Annotated in this window: 24 protein-coding genes; 10 read left to right on the forward strand and 14 right to left on the reverse strand. The window is 53.9% G+C overall.

The annotated features are described in order from the left end of the window. Window positions 1-16: 16 nt before the first annotated feature. Window positions 17-1,327 (reverse strand): iron-containing alcohol dehydrogenase, encoded by a 1,311-nt coding sequence (locus VIJ98_RS05310; RefSeq protein WP_323272627.1) that lies wholly within the window; start codon window positions 1,325-1,327, stop codon window positions 17-19. A gap of 125 nt (window positions 1,328-1,452) precedes the next feature. On the opposite strand from VIJ98_RS05310, the gene gntT reads away from it, so the two are divergent. Then, a complete protein-coding gene (gene gntT / locus VIJ98_RS05315; protein ID WP_061717408.1) occupies window positions 1,453-2,769 on the forward strand; it encodes a gluconate transporter in 1,317 nt (438 codons plus the stop codon). Window positions 2,770-2,808: 39 nt separating this feature from the next. Here gntT and VIJ98_RS05320 read toward each other — a convergent pair whose 3' ends face one another. Together VIJ98_RS05320 and VIJ98_RS05325 are read right to left on the reverse strand one after the other, a co-directional pair. Beyond that, on the reverse strand, window positions 2,809-3,891 hold the full coding sequence (locus VIJ98_RS05320; RefSeq protein WP_323272629.1) for a malate/lactate/ureidoglycolate dehydrogenase: 1,083 nt from the start codon (window positions 3,889-3,891) through the stop codon (window positions 2,809-2,811). 107 nt (window positions 3,892-3,998) lie between these two features. Next, window positions 3,999-4,244, reverse strand: coding sequence for a hypothetical protein (locus tag VIJ98_RS05325; RefSeq protein ID WP_008103719.1), 246 nt, complete (start codon window positions 4,242-4,244; stop codon window positions 3,999-4,001). Between the two features lie 946 nt (window positions 4,245-5,190). On the opposite strand from VIJ98_RS05325, the gene pagP reads away from it, so the two are divergent. The 3 genes from pagP to VIJ98_RS05340 all read left to right on the forward strand — a co-directional run bounded on the left by pagP (window position 5,191) and on the right by VIJ98_RS05340 (window position 6,744). Further along, window positions 5,191-5,763 carry a lipid IV(A) palmitoyltransferase PagP gene (gene pagP / locus VIJ98_RS05330; protein ID WP_407330292.1) on the forward strand — a complete coding sequence of 191 codons (573 nt, stop codon included), beginning with the start codon at window positions 5,191-5,193 and terminating at the stop codon, window positions 5,761-5,763. Window positions 5,764-5,913: 150 nt separating this feature from the next. Beyond that, complete coding sequence (gene cspE, locus VIJ98_RS05335; RefSeq protein WP_007890714.1) at window positions 5,914-6,123, forward strand: transcription antiterminator/RNA stability regulator CspE; 210 nt, start codon at window positions 5,914-5,916, stop codon at window positions 6,121-6,123. A gap of 195 nt (window positions 6,124-6,318) precedes the next feature. Then, window positions 6,319-6,744: a GNAT family N-acetyltransferase gene (locus VIJ98_RS05340; protein ID WP_154191852.1), complete on the forward strand. Its 426-nt coding sequence runs from the start codon at window positions 6,319-6,321 to the stop codon at window positions 6,742-6,744. On the opposite strand, the gene VIJ98_RS05345 is transcribed toward VIJ98_RS05340, so the two are convergent. Beyond that, window positions 6,728-8,083 (reverse strand): PLP-dependent aminotransferase family protein, encoded by a 1,356-nt coding sequence (locus VIJ98_RS05345; protein WP_061717404.1) that lies wholly within the window; start codon window positions 8,081-8,083, stop codon window positions 6,728-6,730. The two genes, VIJ98_RS05340 and VIJ98_RS05345, sit on opposite strands and share 17 nt — an antisense overlap. A gap of 137 nt (window positions 8,084-8,220) precedes the next feature. On the opposite strand from VIJ98_RS05345, the gene VIJ98_RS05350 reads away from it, so the two are divergent. The 6 genes from VIJ98_RS05350 to tatE all read left to right on the forward strand — a co-directional run bounded on the left by VIJ98_RS05350 (window position 8,221) and on the right by tatE (window position 12,909). After that, window positions 8,221-9,180, forward strand: a complete 960-nt coding sequence (locus VIJ98_RS05350) for an ABC transporter substrate-binding protein (RefSeq protein ID WP_323272631.1) — start codon at window positions 8,221-8,223, stop codon at window positions 9,178-9,180. A gap of 2 nt (window positions 9,181-9,182) precedes the next feature. Continuing rightward, the gene (locus tag VIJ98_RS05355; RefSeq protein WP_008103707.1) at window positions 9,183-9,977 is read left to right on the forward strand and encodes a deaminated glutathione amidase; all 795 of its coding nucleotides are present in this window, start codon (window positions 9,183-9,185) and stop codon (window positions 9,975-9,977) included. Window positions 9,978-9,996: 19 nt separating this feature from the next. Further along, window positions 9,997-10,884, forward strand: a complete 888-nt coding sequence (locus VIJ98_RS05360; protein WP_154191859.1) for an ABC transporter substrate-binding protein — start codon at window positions 9,997-9,999, stop codon at window positions 10,882-10,884. Beyond that, window positions 10,881-11,840, forward strand: coding sequence for an amino acid ABC transporter permease (locus VIJ98_RS05365; protein WP_154153412.1), 960 nt, complete (start codon window positions 10,881-10,883; stop codon window positions 11,838-11,840). The genes VIJ98_RS05360 and VIJ98_RS05365 overlap by 4 nt, the downstream gene beginning before the upstream one ends. Continuing rightward, on the forward strand, window positions 11,837-12,607 hold the full coding sequence (locus VIJ98_RS05370; RefSeq protein ID WP_323272633.1) for an amino acid ABC transporter ATP-binding protein: 771 nt from the start codon (window positions 11,837-11,839) through the stop codon (window positions 12,605-12,607). Before VIJ98_RS05365 ends, VIJ98_RS05370 begins: the two co-directional genes overlap by 4 nt. 98 nt (window positions 12,608-12,705) lie before the next feature. Beyond that, window positions 12,706-12,909 (forward strand): twin-arginine translocase subunit TatE, encoded by a 204-nt coding sequence (tatE, locus tag VIJ98_RS05375; protein ID WP_008103699.1) that lies wholly within the window; start codon window positions 12,706-12,708, stop codon window positions 12,907-12,909. A gap of 85 nt (window positions 12,910-12,994) precedes the next feature. Here tatE and VIJ98_RS05380 read toward each other — a convergent pair whose 3' ends face one another. The 10 genes from VIJ98_RS05380 to rsfS form a co-directional block, all read right to left on the reverse strand. Continuing rightward, a complete protein-coding gene (locus tag VIJ98_RS05380; protein ID WP_323272635.1) occupies window positions 12,995-13,735 on the reverse strand; it encodes a hypothetical protein in 741 nt (246 codons plus the stop codon). Window positions 13,736-13,881: 146 nt separating this feature from the next. Further along, the gene (lipA, locus tag VIJ98_RS05385) at window positions 13,882-14,847 is read right to left on the reverse strand and encodes a lipoyl synthase (protein ID WP_008103696.1); all 966 of its coding nucleotides are present in this window, start codon (window positions 14,845-14,847) and stop codon (window positions 13,882-13,884) included. 176 nt (window positions 14,848-15,023) lie between these two features. Continuing rightward, a complete protein-coding gene (lipB, locus tag VIJ98_RS05390) occupies window positions 15,024-15,674 on the reverse strand; it encodes a lipoyl(octanoyl) transferase LipB (RefSeq protein ID WP_323272637.1) in 651 nt (216 codons plus the stop codon). Between the two features lie 69 nt (window positions 15,675-15,743). Next, entirely contained in the window at window positions 15,744-16,007 is a 264-nt protein-coding gene (ybeD, locus tag VIJ98_RS05395) for a DUF493 family protein YbeD (protein ID WP_008103691.1), read from the reverse strand. 97 nt (window positions 16,008-16,104) lie between these two features. Further along, the gene (gene dacA / locus VIJ98_RS05400; protein ID WP_323272639.1) at window positions 16,105-17,316 is read right to left on the reverse strand and encodes a D-alanyl-D-alanine carboxypeptidase DacA; all 1,212 of its coding nucleotides are present in this window, start codon (window positions 17,314-17,316) and stop codon (window positions 16,105-16,107) included. Window positions 17,317-17,433: 117 nt separating this feature from the next. Further along, complete coding sequence (gene rlpA, locus VIJ98_RS05405; protein WP_323272641.1) at window positions 17,434-18,528, reverse strand: endolytic peptidoglycan transglycosylase RlpA; 1,095 nt, start codon at window positions 18,526-18,528, stop codon at window positions 17,434-17,436. Window positions 18,529-18,538: 10 nt separating this feature from the next. Continuing rightward, window positions 18,539-19,651, reverse strand: a complete 1,113-nt coding sequence (gene mrdB, locus VIJ98_RS05410; protein WP_036648258.1) for a peptidoglycan glycosyltransferase MrdB — start codon at window positions 19,649-19,651, stop codon at window positions 18,539-18,541. Between the two features lie 8 nt (window positions 19,652-19,659). Beyond that, complete coding sequence (mrdA, locus tag VIJ98_RS05415) at window positions 19,660-21,564, reverse strand: peptidoglycan DD-transpeptidase MrdA (protein ID WP_323272643.1); 1,905 nt, start codon at window positions 21,562-21,564, stop codon at window positions 19,660-19,662. A gap of 33 nt (window positions 21,565-21,597) precedes the next feature. Continuing rightward, on the reverse strand, window positions 21,598-22,068 hold the full coding sequence (gene rlmH / locus VIJ98_RS05420) for a 23S rRNA (pseudouridine(1915)-N(3))-methyltransferase RlmH (protein ID WP_008103678.1): 471 nt from the start codon (window positions 22,066-22,068) through the stop codon (window positions 21,598-21,600). A gap of 3 nt (window positions 22,069-22,071) precedes the next feature. Then, window positions 22,072-22,389: a ribosome silencing factor gene (gene rsfS, locus VIJ98_RS05425; RefSeq protein WP_061717393.1), complete on the reverse strand. Its 318-nt coding sequence runs from the start codon at window positions 22,387-22,389 to the stop codon at window positions 22,072-22,074. Between the last annotated feature and the right edge of the window lie 36 nt (window positions 22,390-22,425).

The raw sequence follows: 22,425 nt of genomic DNA on the forward strand, positions 1-22,425 counted from the left end.
GGCTGCCCGTTATCATTTAGACGATGCGCCAGGCGGCGGCGATCATCTCGGTTAACGTGGGTGCATCGTAGCTGACCCAACCGTTTTTGCTATTGGCGCGCGACACAATCCAGTCCACGTCGGTGGCTGACAGCGTTGGGCCGTCTAACCAGAACGGCACGATCGCCTGCTGCTGGATCCAGGCTTTCAACGCCAATGCTGGCGGCGCGGGATCGTCCGGCAACAGCTGTTGACCGAGCTGCGCCATCAAACGTTGCTGCTCAACATGCTCGGTTTCCGCCAGCACATCGAGGAACGGGAACAGTAAGCGTCCGCACACTTCGCCGTGATGGAACGGTTTGATCGCCCCCAGCTCTCCAGCAATACCGTGGATCACGCCCAATCCGGCACTGCTCAGACACACGCCACCCAACCACGACGCCATCATCATCGCTTCTCGCGCGGCATCACCACGTTCGTCATCACGGTTTAAATCCGGCCACGCTTTGAAGAACAGTCGCAGCCCATTGAGCGCGGTTTGTTGGGTAAACAGATTACCTTTGCGCGACAGATAGGCTTCGAATAAATGGGTGAAGGCATCGATGGCGCAGGTTGCCAGCACGCTGTCTGGCGCGCCTTTAAGCAGGTCGGGATCGAGAATCGCGACCTGCGGCACAAAGACCGGATGGCGCAGCGACGCTTTGACCTGAATGTGCTGCTGATCGGTCACCACCGCGTTCTGCGTGGCTTCGCTGCCGGTGCCCGCCGTGGTGGGAATGGCGATCAGCGGCAAGGTCACCGCTTGCACAGGCGTATCACCGACTTTCTCCAGATAGCGTGCGGTATTCAGCGGATGTTGCATCATCGCGCTGAAGGCTTTGGCCGCATCCAGCACGCTGCCGCCGCCAATCGCCACCACGCGATCAATATGGCCGCGCCAGCGTCGTACCCAACCATCAATCTCATCGGGCGAGGCTTCATGGCTGACGATCTCGTAACCGATGATCTGATCGTTGAGCGCGGCGCCCAGGCGCGCCCAGGCTGGACCGTTAAGGAATGAGCGGCCGCAAAACAGCAGCGTCGGCTGGGTATTGGCCGCCAGCAGCGGAATCAGCTGGTCAATGCTGCCGCGACCAAACAGGGTTTGTTGATTACTGTACAACTCGATCAGATTCTCACTCACCTGCATGTCCTTCTTGTTTGGCGTAAAGACCTTAGTGTAACCAAAAGCCGTGACACTCCCGCTGCAAACATTCTGATAACGCGCTGGCAAAAAGTTGATCACCTTCGCAAAACAGAAATTCCGCCGCTGCGGCAGGTGCTTTGTACGCAATGTTACCCTTAACATGATACCCGTAACATTGCTCGGCAGGATGTTTTCCTGCGGCGCACGCTGTTGATTCTCATGTCCTCTGGGATAACCAAAATAAACCGCTGCCGGTGATTCACCGCGCGCAAAAGTGGAGAAAAATTATGCCATTACTCTATGTGGCGATTGGCGTAGCGTTACTGCTGCTGCTGATGATTCGTTTCAAACTGAACGGATTTATTGCGCTGATTCTGGTGGCGCTGGCCGTTGGCATGATGCAGGGCATGCCGGTCAATAAAGTTATCGTTTCGATTAAAACCGGTGTCGGCGGCACCTTGGGCAGCCTCGCGCTGATCATGGGCTTCGGCGCGATGCTGGGTAAACTGCTGGCAGATTGCGGCGGGGCGCAGCGCATCGCCACCACGTTAATCGCTAAGTTCGGCGAGAAGCATATTCAGTGGGCGCTGGTGCTGACCGGCTTCACCGTCGGCTTTGCGCTGTTCTATGAAGTGGGCTTTGTGCTGATGTTGCCGCTGGTATTCAGTATCGCCGCCTCTGCGCGCGTGCCGCTGCTGTACGTCGGTGTACCGATGGCGGCAGCACTTTCCGTAACGCACGGTTTCCTGCCACCGCATCCGGGACCAACCGCGATCGCTACGCTGTTCAACGCCGATATGGGTAAAACGCTGCTGTACGGAACGCTGCTGGGAATTCCAACCGTTATTCTTGCCGGTCCGGTTTATGCGCGCTTCCTGAAAGGCATTGATAAGCCGATCCCGGAAGGCTTGTGGAACCCAAAAACCTTTACTGAAGCTGAGATGCCTGGCTTTGGCGTCAGCGTTTGGACGGCATTGGTGCCGGTGGTGCTGATGGCATTGCGCGCAGTGGCGGAAATGCTGCTGCCGAAAGGTCACGTGTTATTACCGTATGCCGAGTTCTTTGGCGACCCGATCATGGCAACCTTGATAGCGGTGCTGATCGCCATCTTCACTTTCGGTCTGAACCGTGGCCGCAGCATGGATGAAGTGATGGGCACCATCACCGATTCGATCAAGATCATCGCGATGATGCTGTTAGTGATTGGCGGTGGCGGAGCGTTTAAACAGGTGCTGGTGGATAGCGGAGTCGATAAATACATCGCCAGCATGATGCATGAAACCAATCTGTCGCCCATTTTCATGGCGTGGTCGATTGCAGCCGTACTGCGTATTGCGCTGGGCTCCGCGACCGTGGCGGCGATTACGGCTGGCGGTATTGTCGCACCGTTGATCGTCACCAGCGGCGCCAGCCCGGAACTGATGGTGATTGCGGTCGGCTCCGGCAGCGTGATTTTCTCTCACGTCAACGATCCAGGCTTCTGGCTGTTTAAGGAGTATTTCAACCTGACCATCGGCGAAACTTTCCGTTCATGGTCGGCGCTGGAAACCATCATTTCAGTTTGCGGTTTGGTGGGTTGCTTACTGCTTGCCAGCGTCATTTAAGTATCAAGGCTGAGGCATTACGCCTCAGCCGCTTGCGGTTTACTGCGTTAAGGCGCGGAAGGCCGCGAGTTCCTCTTGCGGCATACCTGCCTGTAACGCCGCGTCACAGATTTGCTCCCAGCTATTGCTATCCAGTGGAATACCATCGCGTTCACGTGCCACGCGGTTTTGCTCTTCCCACTCGCCGGGCACCTGAATCGGTGCATCGCCACTTTGAGGCGACTGTTTCACCCAATCGAGGAATGATTCTGCCTCTTCCTGCATTGCGGGCGCATCAAACGCATCCGGATTAACGATGATGGTGGTCATGCAGTTGAAAATGGCATCGTGACTGGTGACCAGCGTGTCATCATGCGTGGTGCGGCCGCCCGACAGCGCGCCGCCGAGGATTTCGCACATGGTCGCCAGCGCATAGCCTTTGTGCAGACCAAACGGCATCAGCGAACCATACGGCGCCTGATGCATCACGCCCGGTTCGGTGGTCGGCTGGCCTTGATGATCAATCAGATAACCTGGCGCGACCTGCTGCTCTTTGTTCCACGCCACCCGCGTTTTACCAAAGGCGATGCCGCTGGTGGCGAAATCGAGCAGCAGCGGTTTGGCATTGCGACGCGGGAAAATGGCGCAGAACGGATTGGTACCAAAACGACGATCGCTACCGTTGAAAGGCGCCACCATGGGATCGCCCATCACGTTGACGAAGTGAAACGAGACAAAACCGGCGGCTGCGCACTGTTCCGCCCAATGGCCGATGCGACCAATGTGGTGCGAATGGTGTAAACCAACCGCTGCAATGCCGAGTTTGGCTGCGCGCTCAATGCCAAGCTGCATCGCCTCAAACGCCGCGACCTGACCAAAACCGTTATGGCCATGCAGCGTCAACACCGCACCGGCGTCTTTTGCCACGCTGGCATGTTGGTTGAGTTGCAAAAAGCCCTGCGCCAGCGAATTCATGTAGCTCGGAATCATGCCAACGCCGTGTGAATCGTGACCAGCCAGATTTGCGGCCACTAAGTGGTCGGCGACCAGGCGCGCCTCTTCGGCGCTGCTGCCAGCATGTAACCAAATGGCTTGAACAAACTGATGAAGGCGGGAAGGGGGAATAAGATGCAGAGTACTCACGCGGTTAATCTCCTTATCATGAACGATATTGCATCCTGCGACGAAACCAGTAATAACCGCAAGTCAGCGATAAAGAAGTAAAGGGCCACAACGTGTGGCCCAAAAACTCAGTGCGGCTGTTCAAAACCCGCTTTGACCATTTGATCACGTAACGCGCGGGTAATTTCTCGATTCCCGCCGGTGACCGGATAAATGACATTGTTGACGACATCGTCAAGATAATGCTCTTCAAACTCCTGCATGGTGAGTTGCGTGCCACCTTCATCATTTATCGCAATACTGCCGCTGATGTGGTTGCCGTAATCCTTTGCCTTAAGGCTGTAACGCCCCATGCTGGTATTAATCGTGCTCATAAGAATCTCCTTGTTACGTAGGCATTGATAACAATTGAGGCCTCTTCAGGCGAAGTAAGTTTAGCCTGTAGACGGGCGCTGAGTGCGGTAATAAGGGGAAAGAAAAGCGAATGCTGCGACCTGTCTCGCAGAAAATAATCTGCGCCAGGCGAAACGAGAACATAGGGCTGTGACCACGCTCGCAGCACCCAGCGAAGGCAGAATGATCATCTATACTGGTTAACAGACACGTTATTTTTCATACTTGAAGGAGCGAACAATGAAAATAATTCTGTGGGTCATCGCCATCATCTTCATCGTTGGATTACTGACAATTACAGGCGTCTTTAAACTGATTTTCTGACAACGACAGGCACCTGCGGGTGCCTGAATTTTTATTCAGCATAGGATTTTTCGCTGTCTTTACAGGACGAGACAGGCAGAATGAGATCGTGCAGATTTAGCGGTTTCTGACATCGTGCGCAGCAGGCGCCATGATGATTTGTCGAATCGACCTTTTCGCAGTCCGATAAGGTGTAAAAAAATTTAGCGCAACCGCAGCGGCTACAACGAATAGTCATGTCAGTTTTTTCCCCATCTCCGTCCTGGAGTATCGAGATTTATCTTATTCGTCTGATGAGTTCAATTGATAAATTTTATTAACTTATTCCGTAAGTGAATTGTTTGCGCTAAGTCTCTGAAAGCTATCTTGTTGCTTGCCGTTATCATTACAGCAGGTTTGCACTTTATGTACATTCCGCGGTAATGCCTATCCGTTTATCTGACGTTTCAATTTCGCGTCCTGCTTGAGGTAAAATTCGCCAACATCCAAGAATTTGCCTGGAGAGATTAAGTTCATTTTTTAATATCATCCTGGCAATTACGTTAGAAACTCGTCGTAAAGGAACCTGAAAAATCCGCCTTTGGGTAATAAATTTTTCAGCATGACTTAACAGGAAATTATGTTGTGAATCGGCACTTTTCTGCAGCTTTGTTAGGCTGCATTTTGACCTTATCGGTCTCATTTTCAGCATCAGCGGTTACAACTTCACAAGCCATCAAATCTGGCTGGAACACTTTTAGCGACAACGTGTCGCAAACCTGGTCGCAGCCGCAGAGTTACGATTTTTATCTGCCGGCGATTACCTGGCATAACCGTTGGACTTACGACGATGAACACATCGATAAGTACAACGAACGCCCGTGGGGCGCGGGTGCGGGTGTTTCACGCTGGGATGAAAAAGGCAACTGGCACGGCCTGTACCTGATGGCGTTTAAAGACTCGTTTAACAAATGGGAGCCAATTGGTGGTTACGGTTGGGAAGCGACATGGCGACCGCTTCGCGATCAAAACTTCCATTTGGGTGCGGGATATACGGCGGGCGTAACGGCGAGGGATAACTGGAAATACATTCCGGTTCCACTGATATTACCTTTGGCATCAATTGGATATGGTCCAGCCACTTTCCAAATGACTTATATTCCCGGCACTTACAATAACGGGAATGTCTATTTTGCCTGGCTGAGATTTGAGTTTTAAGCGTTAGCAGCGCGCAGAAAGTGTGATCGGCATGCAAAAAATCAATATTTATCACTTTTTCATCAAATCGCACTGGACAAATGTCACCGCAATTGCTGTACTAGACGTCGACACAGTTTAGTGTCCTTTTTTCATGTAAAGGTAATATAGATGTCTAAGATCAAAGGTAACGTAAAGTGGTTTAATGAGTCGAAAGGCTTCGGTTTCATTACTCCAGAAGATGGCAGTAAAGATGTATTCGTACACTTCTCTGCAATCAACAGCAACGGTTTCAAAACTCTGGCTGAAGGTCAGCGCGTTGAGTTCGAAATCACTGACGGTGCTAAAGGCCCATCAGCTGCTAACGTTATCGCACTGTAATTTAACAGTTCGAATTCTGAAAACCCGCCTCCTGGCGGGTTTTTTTTATGCTTAAATCAGCTCGCTGCTTTGTCTGCACATACATTCTGCGGCACATCTCACAGATAACTTCCGTAACACAGCCACACCAATGCTTACTTGCAGATTTTTATCCGGCAACGCTATATAACTGCTCAGGGAAAATGAGGAGGCAGGATGAACATACGTCAGGCACAGGCAAAAGACAGTTTTGCATTGAGCGCGTTATTAACCGAATTAGGTTATAGCGCGACGGAAGGATTTATTGATACGCGTTTGGCGCAGCTTATTGGTCATCCCGATGAAACGTTGTTGGTCGCTGAACACGGCAATCAGGTGCTGGGCTTTCTGTCATTGCACTTTATTCCACAGCTGGCATTGGCCGGCGATTTTGCCCGCATCAGCTATTTCTGCATTGCCGAAGGCGAACGCAGCAAGGGCAGTGGACAGCAGCTTTTGAATCACGCCGAACAGCTGGCGCGTTCACGTGGTTGCGATCGCATGGAAGTGCATTGCCACTCATCGCGCCTCAAAGCCAACCAGTTCTATGCGCGCGAAGGCTATGTGGAATCCCCGCGCTATCACATTAAAGCTCTGGGTTAAGATTTAACTCGCGTCCGCTGGCAATCACAATGGCATCGGCGATGCTGTCGAGTTGTGCAAAAGGCAGCAGCGCCGCGCTGACGCGAATAAATTGCCGGCTGTTAATGCTGCAGCGTTCACCGGGCAGCACGGCGATACCCCGCGCAGCCAGCGTGATCATCGCGTACTGCTCCGATTCCACTGGAATCCACACGCTTAATCCATCGCGCTCCTCCAGCACCAAACCGCGTTTCGCTAGCGCTGCCAGCAACTGCTGGCGACGCTGCGCGTAAGTGGCTTTGGCCTGCTGAATACGCTGCTGAGTCTGCTCGTCGTTGAGCATCCACGCCACGGCATCCTGCAAAATACGGCTGGTCCAGCTGACGCCAAAGTTGCGCCACGCTTGCAGGCGTTTCACCATTTCCGCAGTGCCTGATAACACCGCCAGACGCAAATCTGGTCCATAAGCTTTGGAAAACGAGTGCACATGCAGCACGCGTTCAGGATAGTGGAAGCCGAGGCTAAACACCGGCCAGCGTGACAGATCGCCAATGCCATCATCTTCCACAATGATGGTGCTACTGTTCGCCAGCACGCGTGCGAGCTCTGCACTGCGTCGTTGACTCACGCTGTGTCCGGTGGCTGAATGAGTACGTGGTTGATAGATAAACATCGCCGGAGATTTCTGCATCAGCGTGCTCAGCGCCGAGGGAATTGGCCCTTGTTCATCACATGGCAATGGTAAAATTTCAGCGCCAATGTTGTCTAAAATATCCAGTAATCGCGTGGCAGTAGGATCTTCAATTACCACACGATCGCCCGGTGACAGCAAGGTTTGCACGATCAGGTTCATGGCATCAAAACCGCCGTCGGTCGCCAGCCAGGCTTCGGCGGGATAGGGCCAGCGCGGCGTTACGGCATCCTGCAATTGCGGTGAAATCGCCTCGCGCTGATAGCTATTCAGTTGCGGTGAGGCAATGCCAGCCAGCATCGCCTGCCGCAGATCCGGCAACAGCGTTGGATCTGGTGAGGCCATCGCCAATGACGCCTGAACATTCTCACCGTAATTACCAATCTTCTCGAAACGAATCGGACGCGGCATTACGCTGTTGCCGCTCACCCACACACCGCTGCGACCTTTCCCCGCCAGCACTTTCTGCTTCTTCAGTTGCGCCCAGGCAGCGGAAACCGTTGCCGGGCTCACGCCCAGTCGCTCAGCCAACTCGCGTACCGCTGGCATTTGCATGCCTACCGCAATCTGCCCATCGCGAATCAGTGTTGATGCCGCATGCGTGATGCCTTTGACTGAGGCATCCGTGATCTGCTGGCTAAGCCACTCCAAATCCACACTTTGCGTCATAAGAAAATCCTTTGTTCAGTAACAAATAATAGATTGTTCAGATTAGTATTCGCGTTTTAGACTCAAATTCAAGCACTATTTGCTGCATAAATAATCACAGCCGCAGGGCTGGCAGAACAGACGGGGAAGGCATAACTATGGTAACCATCAGACTGGCGGTACGTGACTGGGATTACTTCACACCGCTGGCACTCGGCGATCTCAAACCGGAAGGGTTCACGCTTGAGATCGATCGCGTTGGCACGTTGGTGGATAACCTCGCCACCAGCGAGAAATACGACGCCGGTGAAGTGTCATTTAGCCGCTTTGCTCAGGCACGAGCCAAAGGTGACACTTCGCTACTGGGCCTGCCACACTTCCTGATGCGCGGTTTCCGCCAACGCTGCATCATCACGCGCAGCGACAGCCCGATTACCACGCCAGCGCAGCTTAAAGGCAAAAAGATCGGCGTAACCGGCTGGCAGGATTCAGGCAACACCTGGACGCGCACCGTGCTGCGAGAAGCGGGCGTGGAGATTGATGATGCGTACTGGTTTGCCGGTCGTTTGACCGAAGATCATCCGATTGTTGATCGTCTGGCCGGTTTTGGTCGCCCGGGCCGAATTGAACCGGCGCCAGGCGAGCGTCCACTGATTGAACTGCTGAAGGCGGGCGAGTTGGATGCAGTCTTTACGCCCTTTATGCCGGAAGGTTTCTTCCTCGCCGATTCAGGTCTGCGCCAGCTGCAGGTGGATTTTGCCGCAGCCGAGCGCGACTACTTTAATCGCGTCGGCTATGTGCCGGGCATTCATTTATTGGCGCTGAAGCCTGCCTTAGCCGAGGCGCATCCGTGGCTGCCTCAGGCGCTGAGCGACATCATCGATCGTTCGTACCAGATGTGGATGAAGAAGCGCGAGAAATACGCCGACACCACGCCGTGGCTGCTGGACGATTTGCGGCGCACCGCGCAGGAATTACCCGCCAACTGGAATCAGAACGGATTTTCGGTTAACAAAAAGATGATTGCCGACTTTGCGAATGAGCTGTTCCAGCAAGGCCTAACCCAAACATTGCTGACGCCGGAAGCGATTTTCCCGGCTGCGGCGCAAGGAGAATAACCATGAAAGTAGCAATGGGACAATTTGCCGTCAGCCGCGAATGGCAGGAAAACACCGATATTTGCATCGGGCTCATGAACCAGGCGCTGGCGGGCGGCGCGGATCTGCTGGTGCTGCCGGAAGGCGTGCTGGCGCGTGATATCGCCGATCCGGATCTGGTGCTGAAGGCGGCGCAGCCGCTGGATGGTCCTTTCGTCACGCAGTTGCTGGCGGTTAGCAAAGGCAACAACCTGACCACCATGATGAGCGTACACGTGCCGACCGAAGGGCAGAAGGCGCTCAACGTGCTGATCGCCATTCGCAACGGCGAAATCATCGCTGAGTACGTGAAATTGCACCTGTACGATGCCTTCGCCATGCAGGAGTCGCAGCGCGTCAATCCAGGACGCGAGATTCCGCCGCTGGTTGACGTAGCAGGCATGAAAGTCGGGTTGATGACCTGCTACGACGTGCGCTTCCCGGAGCTGGCGCGTCGCTTAGTGCTTGACGGCGCCGATGTGCTGGTGCTGCCAGCGGCGTGGGTAAAAGGTCCGCTGAAAGAGATGCACTGGGAATTGCTGACCACCGCGCGTGCGCTGGAAAACACCTGCTACATGGTGGCGGTGGGCGAATGCGGTCCACGCAATATCGGCAACAGTCTGGTGATCGATCCGTTGGGCGTGGCGATTGCCAAAGCGCCGGAGTCGGCCGCGCTGGTGTTTGCCGATCTCGATCCGCAGCGCATCGCCTATGCACGCAGCGTACTGCCGGTGCTGGAGAATCGCTGTTTTGCCCGTCCTGAACTTAAACCACTTTGATCGCTGGGGAATCTGACTGATGAAAACTATTGCTACCGCCATCGCGCTTTCATTGGGCCTGACGGCCTGTTTCGCTCAGGCAGCTGGCGCTATTCCGGCGCAAAAAGTGGATCAGGCACTGCACGACCGTCTGCCAGCAGAGATTAAAAGCAGCGGCAAAATGGTCTCGGTAAACAACGGTTCCTTTCCTCCGTACGAGATCGTTAACGGTCCGCACTCAATGGACGGCGCCTCCGCCGATCTCACCGAAGCGCTGGCACAGCTGCTGGGTGTGAAGATTGAACATGCCACAGTGAGCGGTTTATCGGGCGTGCTCACCGGCATTAATTCCGGCCGTTACCAGATGGCGATTGGGCCGATTGGGGATTATCCGGATCGTCAGCAGAAGGTCGATTTTATCGACTTTGTGCAAGAGTTCGTGGTGTTTGGCGTGCAGAAAGGCAATCCATCCAAAATCAACGGTCTGGAAGATACCTGCGGCAAACGCATTGCGGTGATGGCGGCGGGTTCAGCGGAACAGGTGATTCGCAAGCAGTCCGATGCCTGTGTCGCGGCGGGTAAACCGGCGGTGGTGGTGCAATCCTTCACCGATCAGCCGTCGTCGATTTTAGCCGTACGCTCAAAACGTTCCGATGCCTTCTTCTCGTCGCAGGCGCCGCTGACTTACTTCATCGAACAGGCTAATGGTCAGCTGGAGCTGGCGGGCAAAGGCAAGAAAAACGGCTTTGGAGACATTTTCCAGGGCACCGTGGTACCGAAAGGATCGGAGCTGGGCAACGTAGTGCTGGATGCTTACAAAGAGCTGTTCAGTAACGGCACCTACGCGGCCATCATGAAGAAGTGGAAGTTAGACGGCAACGTGTTGCAGCAACCGGGACGTAACCTGGCGCAAGGGGCAGCAAAATGAGTCCGGTCACCAACAATTCGCGAGCCAGGGATAAGGCCGACGTGCAGCAGCGCGATGTGGCTTTTGCCCGCAGTGCGCCCACTTATGGGCGCTGGATCTCATGGATTTTGGTGCTGGTTATTGCCGCAAACTTCCTCTGGCTGGTGGCGACCAACCCCAATTTTGAGTGGAACGTGGTGCTACAGTGGTTTACCGAAGGTTCGGTGATGAAAGGCCTGCAGGTCACGCTCGGCTTGACGGTGGTGTCGATGATTCTCGGCACGCTGCTGGGGCTGTTGCTGGGCGTGTGGCGTCTTTCGGAAAACAAATTGCTGAGCGGCTTGTCGTCGCTCTACATCTGGTTTTTCCGTGGTACGCCGCTGCTGGTGCAGCTGATCTTTTGGTACAACCTGTCGACGCTGTTTCCCACGATCTCGATCACTATTCCGTGGACGGATATCACCTTTGCCAGCTGGAACACTAACGATCTGATTACGCCATTGACCGCAGCGATTGCCGGACTGGCGCTTAATGAAGCGGCCTATATGGCCGAGATCATTCGCGCTGGCTTGCTGTCAGTGGATAACGGTCAGGTTGAAACCACGCAGGCATTTGGCATGAGCCGCAGCCGTGCGCTGCGACGTGTAATCATTCCACAGGCGATGCGTTCGATCATCCCGCCAACCGGTAACCAGTTGATCAGTATGATCAAAGCGACGTCGCTGGTGAGTGTGATCGCCATGGGCGATCTGTTGTACTCGGTGCAGGCCGTGTATAACCGCACCTTTGAAATTATTCCGATGCTGATGGTTGCAGTGATTTGGTACCTGTTTATCACCTCGATTCTCAACGTGGGTCAGTCCGCCATCGAGCGTTACTACGCACGCGGCACCACCCGCACGGTGGTGAACAAACGTCGTGTTGCTGCTAACGAAGCCGCGCCAGCCGTCGCACACCGTCTGAAGGAGGATGTATGAGTGAAGTTCAGCCGCTGGTGCGTGCGCGTAATGTGCAGAAGAGTTATGGCGATAACGAAGTGTTGAAAGGCATCGATCTCGATGTATTTCCGGGAGAAGTTGTGGTGATTCTCGGGCCATCGGGTTCGGGTAAATCCACCTTTTTACGCTGCATTAATCATCTGGAAGACATGAATGCCGGTTCGATTATGGTGGGTGACGACCAGATCGGTTATGAGCTGAAGCGCGGTATTTTGCATCGCCTGTCGGCGCGTAAAATTGCTCATCAGCGTCAGAAAATCGGCATGGTGTTTCAGCAGTTCAATCTCTATCCGCATATGACGGTGCTGCAAAACATCATTGAAGCGCCGATTGGTGTGCACAAATTTGCGCGGCAGGACGTGCTCCAGCATGCCCGTGAACTGCTGGCAACTGTGGGATTGAGTGATAAAGCTGATGCCTGGCCGCGTCATCTGTCAGGTGGTCAGCAGCAGCGTGTAGCAATTGCGCGTGCGCTGGCGATTAAACCGGCGCTGATGCTGTTCGATGAACCGACTTCGGCACTCGATCCGGAGTTAGTCGGCGAAGTGCTGGCCACCATGCGCACCTTAGCCGATCAAGGTCTGACTATGATTGTGGTGACCCATGAAATTGGTTTTGCGCGTGAGGCGGCCGATCGCGTGGTGTTTATGGATGGTGGCGTGGTAGTGGAGCAGGGCAGTCCGGAGCAGGTGATTGGTAATCCGCAACATCCGCGCACGCAGGCTTTTCTCAGCCGCTTTATTTAAGCGTGCGGTCTCACTCTGTTACAGATTGCAGTTGAGGCCGTTTATAAACTGCGCGTTAATAGTCAGGTCCGTTTTTCACATTGGTTGAAAGGTAAATTATGGAAGGTATCAGTATTGCCAAACTGCTGATCATCGGTGCGCTCATCGTACTGCTTTTTGGCACCAACAAGTTACGTTCACTGGGTGGCGATCTGGGTTCCGCAATCAAAGGCTTCAAGAAAGCCATGAAAGATGATGAATCCGGCGCATCCAAAAGCAGCGCTGAAGAAGCACCTGCTGAACGTGTCAGCCACAAAGAGTAATCTCTGCGCCGAACGTCAATAAGTGTAAATATTTATTACGTTGATAAAAAACCAGACTGTCGCCAGTCTGGTTTTTGTTTTGGAATTAATGCCAGACGATATTAACGTCCTCGATCGTCTCCCTTTCTTCAATCGCAGCATACTGCCATGATTCAGGTGCGGATAATTCGTTTTGAATTGATCCACCCTCAAGCACCTCTTCGATAGATAACATGGGTAACATTGCCATCGGCGCTGCATCCTCTTGCATCACCAAGTCCATCAGCTCCATATCGACCATTTCCATTGCGTTTTGTGCGAGGGGAAGCAAAACCGCAGCAATTTCGGTGGTTATGATATTGAGTTCCGCTAAATCAGCTATTTCAATCTCAGATGTTTGCAGACTGACGTGAGACAATTCAAAGGAAGAAAGGGGGGGAATGTTTGCGCCGTCAAGCAGATCGAAGTTCCAGTGGATTTCAGGCTCTGAATGAAATATCGGATATTCGATTTGTAAACCCGCAATATAAGACACCTCTTCTGATTTCTCCGGTGTTGTCTGAGAAATTAAGGGAACAGCAGCAAGAGAAGCGTCAAGGCGAACCGGTAATTGCAGATGGATTTCATCATAGCGATGTTCAAGGCTAATGGCGGTTGCTAAAAACGCATGTGCACATGAAGCATGGGGTGAAACATACGGATTGGTGTTGTCGATCGGAGTGGTACGCGCTTTCAGCGCATCCAGACTCTCTTCAGATGCACTGTATTGCCGCGAACCCGAGGATTGACCTGACACATCGGGTACTCGGGAAGCATCGAGCACATCTATATGAAAGGATGTTTGCATTATCTGACCTTCAAAAAAATACACTGAGAAAAAGAAATAGGCTCTTATGCCCTCAGCGGTTAAAGCGACAGATTTAAGACAAGGATTAAGACTTTTAAGGAGATTTTTGCGATTGCGCCCTATTAAGAACGCAATCGCGAGGAATATTACTTAACTTCCAGACCTTTGGCCTGCATATCAGCATGATAAGACGAGCGCACAAACGGGCCGCAGGCGGCATGGGTGAAGCCCATCGCCATCGCTTCTTCTTTCATCTCATCAAACTCGGCTGGGCTAACATAGCGCTGTACCGGCAAGTGGTGACGGCTCGGCTGCAGATACTGTCCCAGCGTCAGCATGGTGACGCCGTGGCGACGCAGATCGCGCATCACTTCAACGATTTCGGCATTGGTTTCGCCCAGGCCTACCATCAAACCCGATTTGGTCGGGATATCCGGATGCGCTTCTTTGAAACGCTCCAGCAGCTTCAGTGACCAATCGTAGTTAGCGCCCGGACGAACCTGACGGTAAACGCGCGGCACGTTTTCCAGATTGTGGTTAAACACATCCGGTGGCGTTGCGGTGAGAATTTCCAGGGCGCGATCCATACGACCACGGAAGTCCGGCACCAGCGTTTCAATTTTGATGGTAGGGCTTTTTTCGCGAATAGCGCTGATGCAGTCAGCAAAGTGCTGAGCACCGCCGTCGCGCAGGTCATCGCGGTCCACCGAAGTAATCACCACATAACGCAACGCCATATCGGCGATGGTTTGTGCCAGTTTCAGCGGTTCGTTAGCGTCAGGCATATTCGGACGACCATGCGCCACGTCGCAGAATGGGCAGCGACGTGTACAAATCGCGCCGAGGATCATAAAGGTCGCGGTGCCGTGGTTAAAACACTCTGCAAGGTTAGGACATGAGGCTTCTTCACACACCGAGTGCAGACCGTTTTTGCGCATCGCGGCTTTGATGCCCTGAATGCGGCTGGAGTCCGCAGGCAGTTTGATCTTCATCCATTCCGGCTTACGCAGAATTTCTTCACGCTCAACCATCACGGTTTTCACCGGGATCAGCGCCATTTTGTCGGCATCGCGATACTTGACGCCACGTTCCATCTGAATTGGTTTACTCATAAATCTGCAGGTTCCGGTCGGGATTGCGATTTGAAAGCTTCCTCACTCAAACTGAGAACCAGGCTTTCAACTTTTTTTGAAAATATGGCAAAAATTATATCATCTCGTCTGTTCATAAGCAGCCGATTAGCCAGTGCAAAAGTTACAATTTTGTAAATGCGCACGTACAGTCAAGGTCAGACTGCGGCATCACTTTGCCATTCCAGTTGGGTAAATCCGCTTAAACGGGCGAAATGCTGCACCAGACGCGGCCGCACATCGGCGGGCGTGACGCCCGGCTGCAGCTGACTGAGCTGCGTCATCTGCATTCCGGCATATCCGCACGGATTGATGCGTAGAAAGGGCGCGAGATCCATCGCCACATTCAGCGCCAGGCCGTGAAACGAGCAGCCTTTACGGATACGCAGCCCCAGTGAGCAAATCTTGTCATCGTCCACGTACACGCCTGGCGCATCCGGTCGCGCACGCGCGCTGATGTCATAGTCGGCCAGCGTGGCGATCACCGTTTCTTCCAGTGCTGTCACTAACTCGCGTACGCCCATCTTGCGACGTTTCACGTCGATCAGCACATACATCACCTGTTGGCCGGGGCCGTGATAGGTGACCTGGCCGCCGCGATCGCTTTGCACCACTGGAATATCGCCCGGCATCAGCAGATGTTCGGCTTTACCTGCCTGACCTTGGGTAAACACTGGATGATGTTCCACCAGCCAGATTTCATCGGCGGTGTTGCTGTCGCGTTGATCGGTAAAGTGATGCATCGCATCGGAGATGGGTTGCCAATCGCGCTGGCCGAGTTGACGAACAAGAAGCGTATTAGCTGACAAAGCAGAGATCCGGTAGAGAGTGGAAGGCAGAGTATAACGCTGGCAAAGCGGACTTTGCCAGCGCCAGAATTACAGCACCATCCGCACGATTTCGATGTTGCCCAGCTCTTCGTACAGGGTTTCAACCTGCTCAATGTGGGTAGCGATGATGGTAATGGAAACTGAGTGATAGTTGCCTTTGCTGCTTGGCTTAACGTCCGGTTTGTAATCGCCTGGCGCGTGGCGCTGCACCACTTCAACCACTTGATCAACCAGCTCCGGTTGCGCCAAACCCATCACTTTGTAGGTGAAAGGCGTAGGGAATTCGAGCAGTTCATTCAATTTGGTTTTCATACATTGACTCCGGTGCTTAAAAAAACAGGCTCCCGCCGAGGCGGGAGCAAAGATAGTAGCTTATTTGGGGGCAAATTGGCGTTTTTTCAAGCGCGCCTTAGCCAAACCAGTGGTGGAACATCAGTTTGATGTAATCGATGATGCGGCCGAAGAAACCGCCTTCTTTCACTTCGTTCAGCACCACCAGCGGACGCTGTTCAACTGTTTTGCCATCCAACTGGAAGTTGATGCTGCCCACCACCTGATTTTTCTGCAGCGGTGCGTGCAGTTCAGTGTTGTTCAGCACGTAGCTGGCTTTAAGGTCTTTCATGCGGCCACGCGGGATGGTCAGATAGGCATCTTTTTCCACGCCCAACTGAACACGATCGCTGTCACCGAACCACACGGGCTCAGACGCAAACTCTTTGCCTGCTTTCAGCGGTGCTACGGTTTCGAAGAAGCGGAAGCCCCACGTCAGCAATTTCTTGCTCTCGGTTTCACGGCCTTTATAAGTACGACCGCCCATCACCGCCGAGATCAAACGCATCTGGCCTTCAGTTGCAGAGGCAACCAGGTTGTAGCCCGCTGCGTCCGTATGACCGGTTTTGATGCCATCCACGTTCAGGCTGGTATCCCACAGCAAACCATTACGGTTAGTCTGCTTTATGTTGTTAAAGGTGAAATCTTTTTCACGGTAAACCGCGTACTCATCTGGCACGTCACGGATCAGTGCCTGGCCGATCAACGCCATATCGCGCGGCGAGCTGTATTGGCCTTCCGCATCCAAACCGTGCACGGTCTGGAAATGGGTGTTTTTCAGGCCCAGTGCGCCAACGTAGTTGTTCATCAGGTTAACGAACGCGTCCTGGCTGCCGGCAACATAATCCGCCATCGCCACACAAGCATCATTACCTGATTGCAGCACGATGCCGCGCGTCAGCTGAGAAACCGGTACACGATCGCCTGGTTTCAGGAACATCAGGGATGAACCTTTGAATACAGGATTACCGGTTGCCCAGGCATCTTTGCCCACGGTCACGATGTCATTGTTATGGATTTTGCCCGCTTTGACCGCCTGACCAATCACGTAGCTGGTCATCATTTTGGTCAAACTTGCCGGATCGCGGCGTGCATCCGCGTTCTTTTCGGCCAGCACTTTGCCGGAGTTATAGTCGATCAGCACATAAGCTTCAGCATCAATGTCCGGTACGCCCGGAATCATAGTCTTAAGGTTAACATCGTCCGCAAAAGCGGCATGGCTGATAGAAAGGGCGACCAGTGATCCCACTGTCAGGCGTTTCAGAAAACGAGAAGGTTTCAGCGTATTCATGTTCAGGACTACAACATCCGTGGGTTTAGAGTGAAAAAAGTGCCTAACTATAGCAAACGCCCGATCGGGCGACATCTTGCTTTGCAAATCAGTTTCAGCAGGAAATGTCACTGTCCGTTACATCGATGGACGGGCAGTGGTAATAAATGAGCTCATTTGCGCTTCAGTGTTCAGACGCTGCTGCAAGGCGGCGGCTTCGGCACGGCTTTTATAGCCGCCTAACTGAATGCGATAGACGTTGCCATTGGCTTCAACGGCACCCGGTACGCCAAAACGTTTACCCAGGCTTTCCGCCAGCTGGCGCGCCCGCGCTGGATCGTTAATCGCGCCAACCTGCACCACATAACCGCTGCCGGCATGGGCATTCTGGCTGCTGGCAGGCGCTGATGCTGCGGATGGCGCGGAAGAGGTTGGTGCCGCTGGCGCGGCAACCGGCTCGTTGCCTTCCAGCACACCCGTGGCTAACGGCTGCGGTGCGCCGAGAAAGCCGCTGCTCTGAACTGGCGCACCCATGCTGTCGTTGCTTTGCAAGGTGCTGTTATCCACCGCGCGCACATCTTGCGGTGCAGGCGCTGGCGCTGCATTGGCGCTGCCGCCCATCATCACCATGCCGCCGCCGAGATCCGGACGCGCAGGCAGGGCGTAGCTCTGTTTGGCGACGGTGGTACCGATGGTGCCGGGACCAGAAACTGAGCCATCCGGCGCCACTTTGATGTAATCAACGCGCACGCGAGTATTGTTAGAGATATTCAGGCGATCGCCTGCCGCACGCGACAGGTCGATAATGCGGCCTGGCGTATAAGGACCGCGATCGTTAACGCGCACCACAATCTGGCGACCGTTAGCGAGGTTAGTGACGCGCACATAGCTCGGCAGCGGCAGCGTAGGATGCGCGGCGGTCATGGCTTCCGGATCGTAAGATTCACCGATAGCAGTGCGATTCCCCTGCGCTTCGTCACCGTACCAGGTGGCTAAACCCACTTCGCTGTAGTTCGAAGGATCTTTGATCACGCGGTAGTTTTTACCGTTGACGCTGTAATCCTGGCTGGTGGAAGGGTTGATCGGTTCATAGCGTGGTTCCACGCCAGGAATTTCCACTACCGGGCCGTTATAGGCCGGTTGCGGTGGCGCAGTATTATTCTGCGGTTCCGGTGTGGAACAGGCAGCCAGTACCAATGATGCCAGTGCAACCCCAAGCCAGTCCTTACGCATGTGCAGCCTCTTAAACGCTTTTAGATAACATTTTTCGATGAGTATGGATCGACATCACAATGCCAAATCCAGCCATTAACACAATCAATGCCGATCCGCCGTAGCTCACCAGCGGCAGCGGTACGCCAACCACCGGTAAGATACCACTTACCATGCCAATGTTAACGAAAACATAAACGAATAAAATCAGCATCAAACCGCCCGCCATCACGCGGCCAAAGGTGGTTTGCGCGCGCGCAGCAATAATCAGTCCGCGCATGATCAGCAGCAAATAGAGTACCAGTAATAACAACACGCCAACCAGGCCGAGTTCTTCTGCCAGCACGGCAAAAATAAAGTCGGTGTGGCGTTCTGGCAGGAATTCCAGCTGCGATTGGGTGCCGTGCAGCCAGCCTTTGCCGCGCAGGCCACCGGAACCGATAGCAATCTTCGACTGGATGATGTGATAACCGGCGCCAAGCGGATCGCTTTCCGGGTCCAGCAGCATCATCACGCGGTCGCGCTGATAATCGTGCATCAGGAAGAACCACAAAATCGGGATAAAGGCCGCCACCAGCAGCACGGCGATACCAATCAGTTTCCAGCTCATACCGGATAAAAACAGCACAAACAGACCGGAAGCGGCGATCAGAATCGACGTACCCAAGTCAGGCTGGGCAGCCACCAGCAGCGTTGGCATGAAAATCAGCACCAGCGCGATGCCGGTGTTTTTCAGCGTCGGCGGGCAGACATCGCGGTTAATAAAGCGCGCCACCATCAGCGGCACGGCAATCTTGGCGATCTCCGAGGGCTGGAAGCGCACAAAACCCAAATCGAGCCAGCGCTGCGCGCCTTTACTGATGTGGCCAAATGCATCCACCGCGATCAGTAATATCACGCAGACGATATAGAGATAGGGCGCCCAGCTTTCATAGACGCGCGGCGGTACCTGCGCCAGCACCAGCATGATGACGATTCCCATAGCGATCTGCCCGAACTTACGCTCGGTCATGCCGGGATCCTGTCCGCTGGCGCTCCAGATGACGATGGCGCTGTAGGTCAGCAAGCTGAGAATGATCAGCATAAACAGCGGGTCGATATGGATGCGCGTCCAGATCGATCTTTTCTGCGGACTATCGTTCATGGACATTGTTATTCACCTTCATAGCCGGGCGGCGTTGGTACGGCTTCTGGCAGCACGGTATTATTGTCGCCTAACATAATGTGGTCGAGAATCTGGCGCATCACGGTGCCGACAGCCGGACCTGCGCCGCCGTTTTCCAGAATCATGGTGACGGCCACGCGCGGCTTATCGTACGGCGCGTAAGCGGTCATTAATTTATGGTCGCGCAGACGCTCTGCAATCTTGTGCGCGTTATAGACTTCATTTTCTTTCAGACCGTAAACCTGCGCGGTACCGGATTTAGCGGCGATTTTGTAAGGCGCATCGGCAAAACTCTTGTGTGCTGTACCGTTGGCGCGGTTCGCTACGCCAAACATGCCGTCTTTAGCAATTTCCCAGTAGCCTGAGTGAATGTCGCCAATCGGTGCATCCGGCGGCTGGCGATAGGGCACCATGGTTTGGCCTTCACGCGTGGCGCGCAGCAAGTGCGGCACCTTGATCACGCCGTCGTTGATCAGAATCATCATCGCTTTGTTCATCTGAATCGGCGTCGCGGTCCAGTAACCCTGGCCGATACCAACCGGAATGGTATCACCCTGATACCACGGCTTCTTAAAGCGCTTCAGCTTCCACTCGCGCGTGGGCATGTTGCCCGCGCTCTCCTGCGGCAGGTCAATGCCGGTGCGATGGCCGTAACCAAACTTGGTCATCCACTCCGACAGGCGATCGATGCCCATATCGTAGGCGACTTGATAGAAGAAGGTATCCGCTGATTCTTCCAGCGATTTGGTGACGTTCAGGCGGCCGTGGCCCCATTTTTTCCAGTCACGATAGCGCTTTTCTGAGCCGGGCAGTTGCCACCAACCGGGATCAAACAGGCTAGTGTTGCGGTTGATTACGCCTGCGCTCAGCGCCGATACGGCAACGTAAGGTTTCACCGTTGAAGCCGGTGGATAGGAAGCTTGCAGCGCACGGTTATACAGCGGACGGTTTTCGTCGCTCAACAGCGCTTTGTAATCTTTGCTGGAGATGCCGTCGACAAACAGGTTCGGGTCGTAGCTCGGCGTTGACACCAGCGCAAGGATTTCGCCGGTGCGCGGATCGCTCACCACCACCGCCGCGCGGCTGCCGGTCAGTAAGGTTTCGATGTATTGCTGCAGCTTGAGGTCAACCGTCAGATAGATATCGCGTCCGGCTTGCGGAGACTGCTCGTGCAACTGGCGGATGACGCGGCCACGGTTGTTAACTTCAACCTCTTCATAACCGGTTTTGCCGTGCAGCACATCTTCGTAATAGTTCTCGATGCCGAGCTTGCCGATATCATGGGTAGCCGCATAGTTCGGCCATTTGCCTTCTTGATCGAGGCGCGTGACATCGCGATCGTTAATTTTGGAGACGTAGCCCACCACGTGCGTCAGCGTCTGGCCGTAAGGATAGTAGCGGCGCTGATAGCCTTTTACTTCCACGCCAGGAAAACGGTATTGATTGACGGCAAAACGCGCTACCTGCACCTCGTTTAAACCGATTTTGACCGGAATCGAGGTAAAGCGGCGCGAGCGTTTGCGCTCTTTTTCAAACGCATCGATATCGTCGTCGGTCAGATCCAGCACTGGACGCAGATCCTGTAAGGTCTGCTTCAGGTTTTCGACCTTTTCCGGCATCAGTTCGGCCTGATAGATGGTGCGATTTAACGCCAGCGGCACGCCGTTACGATCAAAAATAATGCCGCGACTCGGCGCCACCGGCACCAGCTTGATGCGGTTTTCATTCGAACGGGTGCTGTAGTCGTCAAAGCGCAGAATTTGCAGGTGGTACATATTGACCACCAGAATGCTGGAGAGCAGCAGGATGCCAACAAAAGCCACCAATGCTCGGCGGACAAAAAGTTTCTGTTCGGCAGTGTAATCGCGAAAGGCGTTGCTCTGTAATTTCATCCGCTACATTTATTGTCTGGGGTTGTCAGGCGTTTATTCACGATGATAAGGATGATTCGTGGTGATGCTCCACGCACGATACAGGCTTTCCGCTACCAGCACACGCACCAGCGGATGTGGCAACGTGAGCGCTGACAGTGACCAGCTTTGCTCGGCTGCGGCCTTGCACGCGGGCGCCAGTCCTTCCGGACCGCCGATCAACAGGCTGACATCGCGGCCATCCAGTTTCCAGCGTTCAAGTTGCTGCGCCAACTGTGGTGTTTCCCACGGCTGTCCGGGGATATCCAGCGTGACAATACGATTGCCTTTACCCACGGCGGCCAGCATCGCTTCACCTTCTTTTTCCAGAATGCGTTTGATGTCGGCGTTCTTGCCGCGTTTGCCGGCAGTCACTTCGATCAGTTCAAACGGCATATCTTTCGGGAAGCGGCGCAGATACTCCATGAAACCGGTCTGAACCCAGTCGGGCATTTTAGTGCCGACGGCTACAAGCTGCAGTTTCACGTCTTAGCTCCAGAGTTTTTCCAGCTCGTACAGCTGGCGGCTCTCTGCTTCCATCACGTGCACAATCACGTCACCCAAGTCAACGACCACCCAATCGGAGGCGGTTTTGCTGTCAACACCCAGCGGCCTCAGGCCCGCAGTGCGCGATTCCTGCACCACATGATCGGCGATAGAAGCGACGTGACGTGTTGAAGTGCCGGTGCAAATAATCATGCAATCGGTGATGCTGGATTTGCCCTGAACATCAATAGCAATGATGTCCTGGCCTTTGAGATCATCAATCTTATCAATAACGAACTCTTGGAGTGCTTTACCTTGCAAAAGGTTCCCCTTAAAAACAGGTGATTACGGACGGGC

It is taken from the genome of Pantoea sp. S18 (genome assembly GCF_045689705.1).
Taxonomy (GTDB): domain Bacteria; phylum Pseudomonadota; class Gammaproteobacteria; order Enterobacterales; family Enterobacteriaceae; genus Pantoea; species Pantoea symbiotica.

Bases quoted from the DNA above. Each gene is read 5' to 3' on its own strand.
- VIJ98_RS05310 (WP_323272627.1), bottom strand. From the start codon at position 1,327: ATGTTAAGGGTAACATTGCGTACAAAGCACCTGCCGCAGCGGCGGAAT.
- gntT (WP_061717408.1), top strand. From the start codon at position 1,453: ATGCCATTACTCTATGTGGCGATTGGCGTAGCGTTACTGCTGCTGCTG.
- VIJ98_RS05325 (WP_008103719.1), bottom strand. From the start codon at position 4,244: ATGAGCACGATTAATACCAGCATGGGGCGTTACAGCCTTAAGGCAAAG.
- cspE (WP_007890714.1), top strand. From the start codon at position 5,914: ATGTCTAAGATCAAAGGTAACGTAAAGTGGTTTAATGAGTCGAAAGGC.
- VIJ98_RS05340 (WP_154191852.1), top strand. From the start codon at position 6,319: ATGAACATACGTCAGGCACAGGCAAAAGACAGTTTTGCATTGAGCGCG.
- VIJ98_RS05345 (WP_061717404.1), bottom strand. From the start codon at position 8,083: ATGACGCAAAGTGTGGATTTGGAGTGGCTTAGCCAGCAGATCACGGAT.
- VIJ98_RS05350 (WP_323272631.1), top strand. From the start codon at position 8,221: ATGGTAACCATCAGACTGGCGGTACGTGACTGGGATTACTTCACACCG.
- VIJ98_RS05355 (WP_008103707.1), top strand. From the start codon at position 9,183: ATGAAAGTAGCAATGGGACAATTTGCCGTCAGCCGCGAATGGCAGGAA.
- VIJ98_RS05360 (WP_154191859.1), top strand. From the start codon at position 9,997: ATGAAAACTATTGCTACCGCCATCGCGCTTTCATTGGGCCTGACGGCC.
- VIJ98_RS05365 (WP_154153412.1), top strand. From the start codon at position 10,881: ATGAGTCCGGTCACCAACAATTCGCGAGCCAGGGATAAGGCCGACGTG.
- VIJ98_RS05370 (WP_323272633.1), top strand. From the start codon at position 11,837: ATGAGTGAAGTTCAGCCGCTGGTGCGTGCGCGTAATGTGCAGAAGAGT.
- tatE (WP_008103699.1), top strand. From the start codon at position 12,706: ATGGAAGGTATCAGTATTGCCAAACTGCTGATCATCGGTGCGCTCATC.
- VIJ98_RS05380 (WP_323272635.1), bottom strand. From the start codon at position 13,735: ATGCAAACATCCTTTCATATAGATGTGCTCGATGCTTCCCGAGTACCC.
- lipA (WP_008103696.1), bottom strand. From the start codon at position 14,847: ATGAGTAAACCAATTCAGATGGAACGTGGCGTCAAGTATCGCGATGCC.
- ybeD (WP_008103691.1), bottom strand. From the start codon at position 16,007: ATGAAAACCAAATTGAATGAACTGCTCGAATTCCCTACGCCTTTCACC.
- dacA (WP_323272639.1), bottom strand. From the start codon at position 17,316: ATGAATACGCTGAAACCTTCTCGTTTTCTGAAACGCCTGACAGTGGGA.
- rlpA (WP_323272641.1), bottom strand. From the start codon at position 18,528: ATGCGTAAGGACTGGCTTGGGGTTGCACTGGCATCATTGGTACTGGCT.
- mrdB (WP_036648258.1), bottom strand. From the start codon at position 19,651: ATGAACGATAGTCCGCAGAAAAGATCGATCTGGACGCGCATCCATATC.
- mrdA (WP_323272643.1), bottom strand. From the start codon at position 21,564: ATGAAATTACAGAGCAACGCCTTTCGCGATTACACTGCCGAACAGAAA.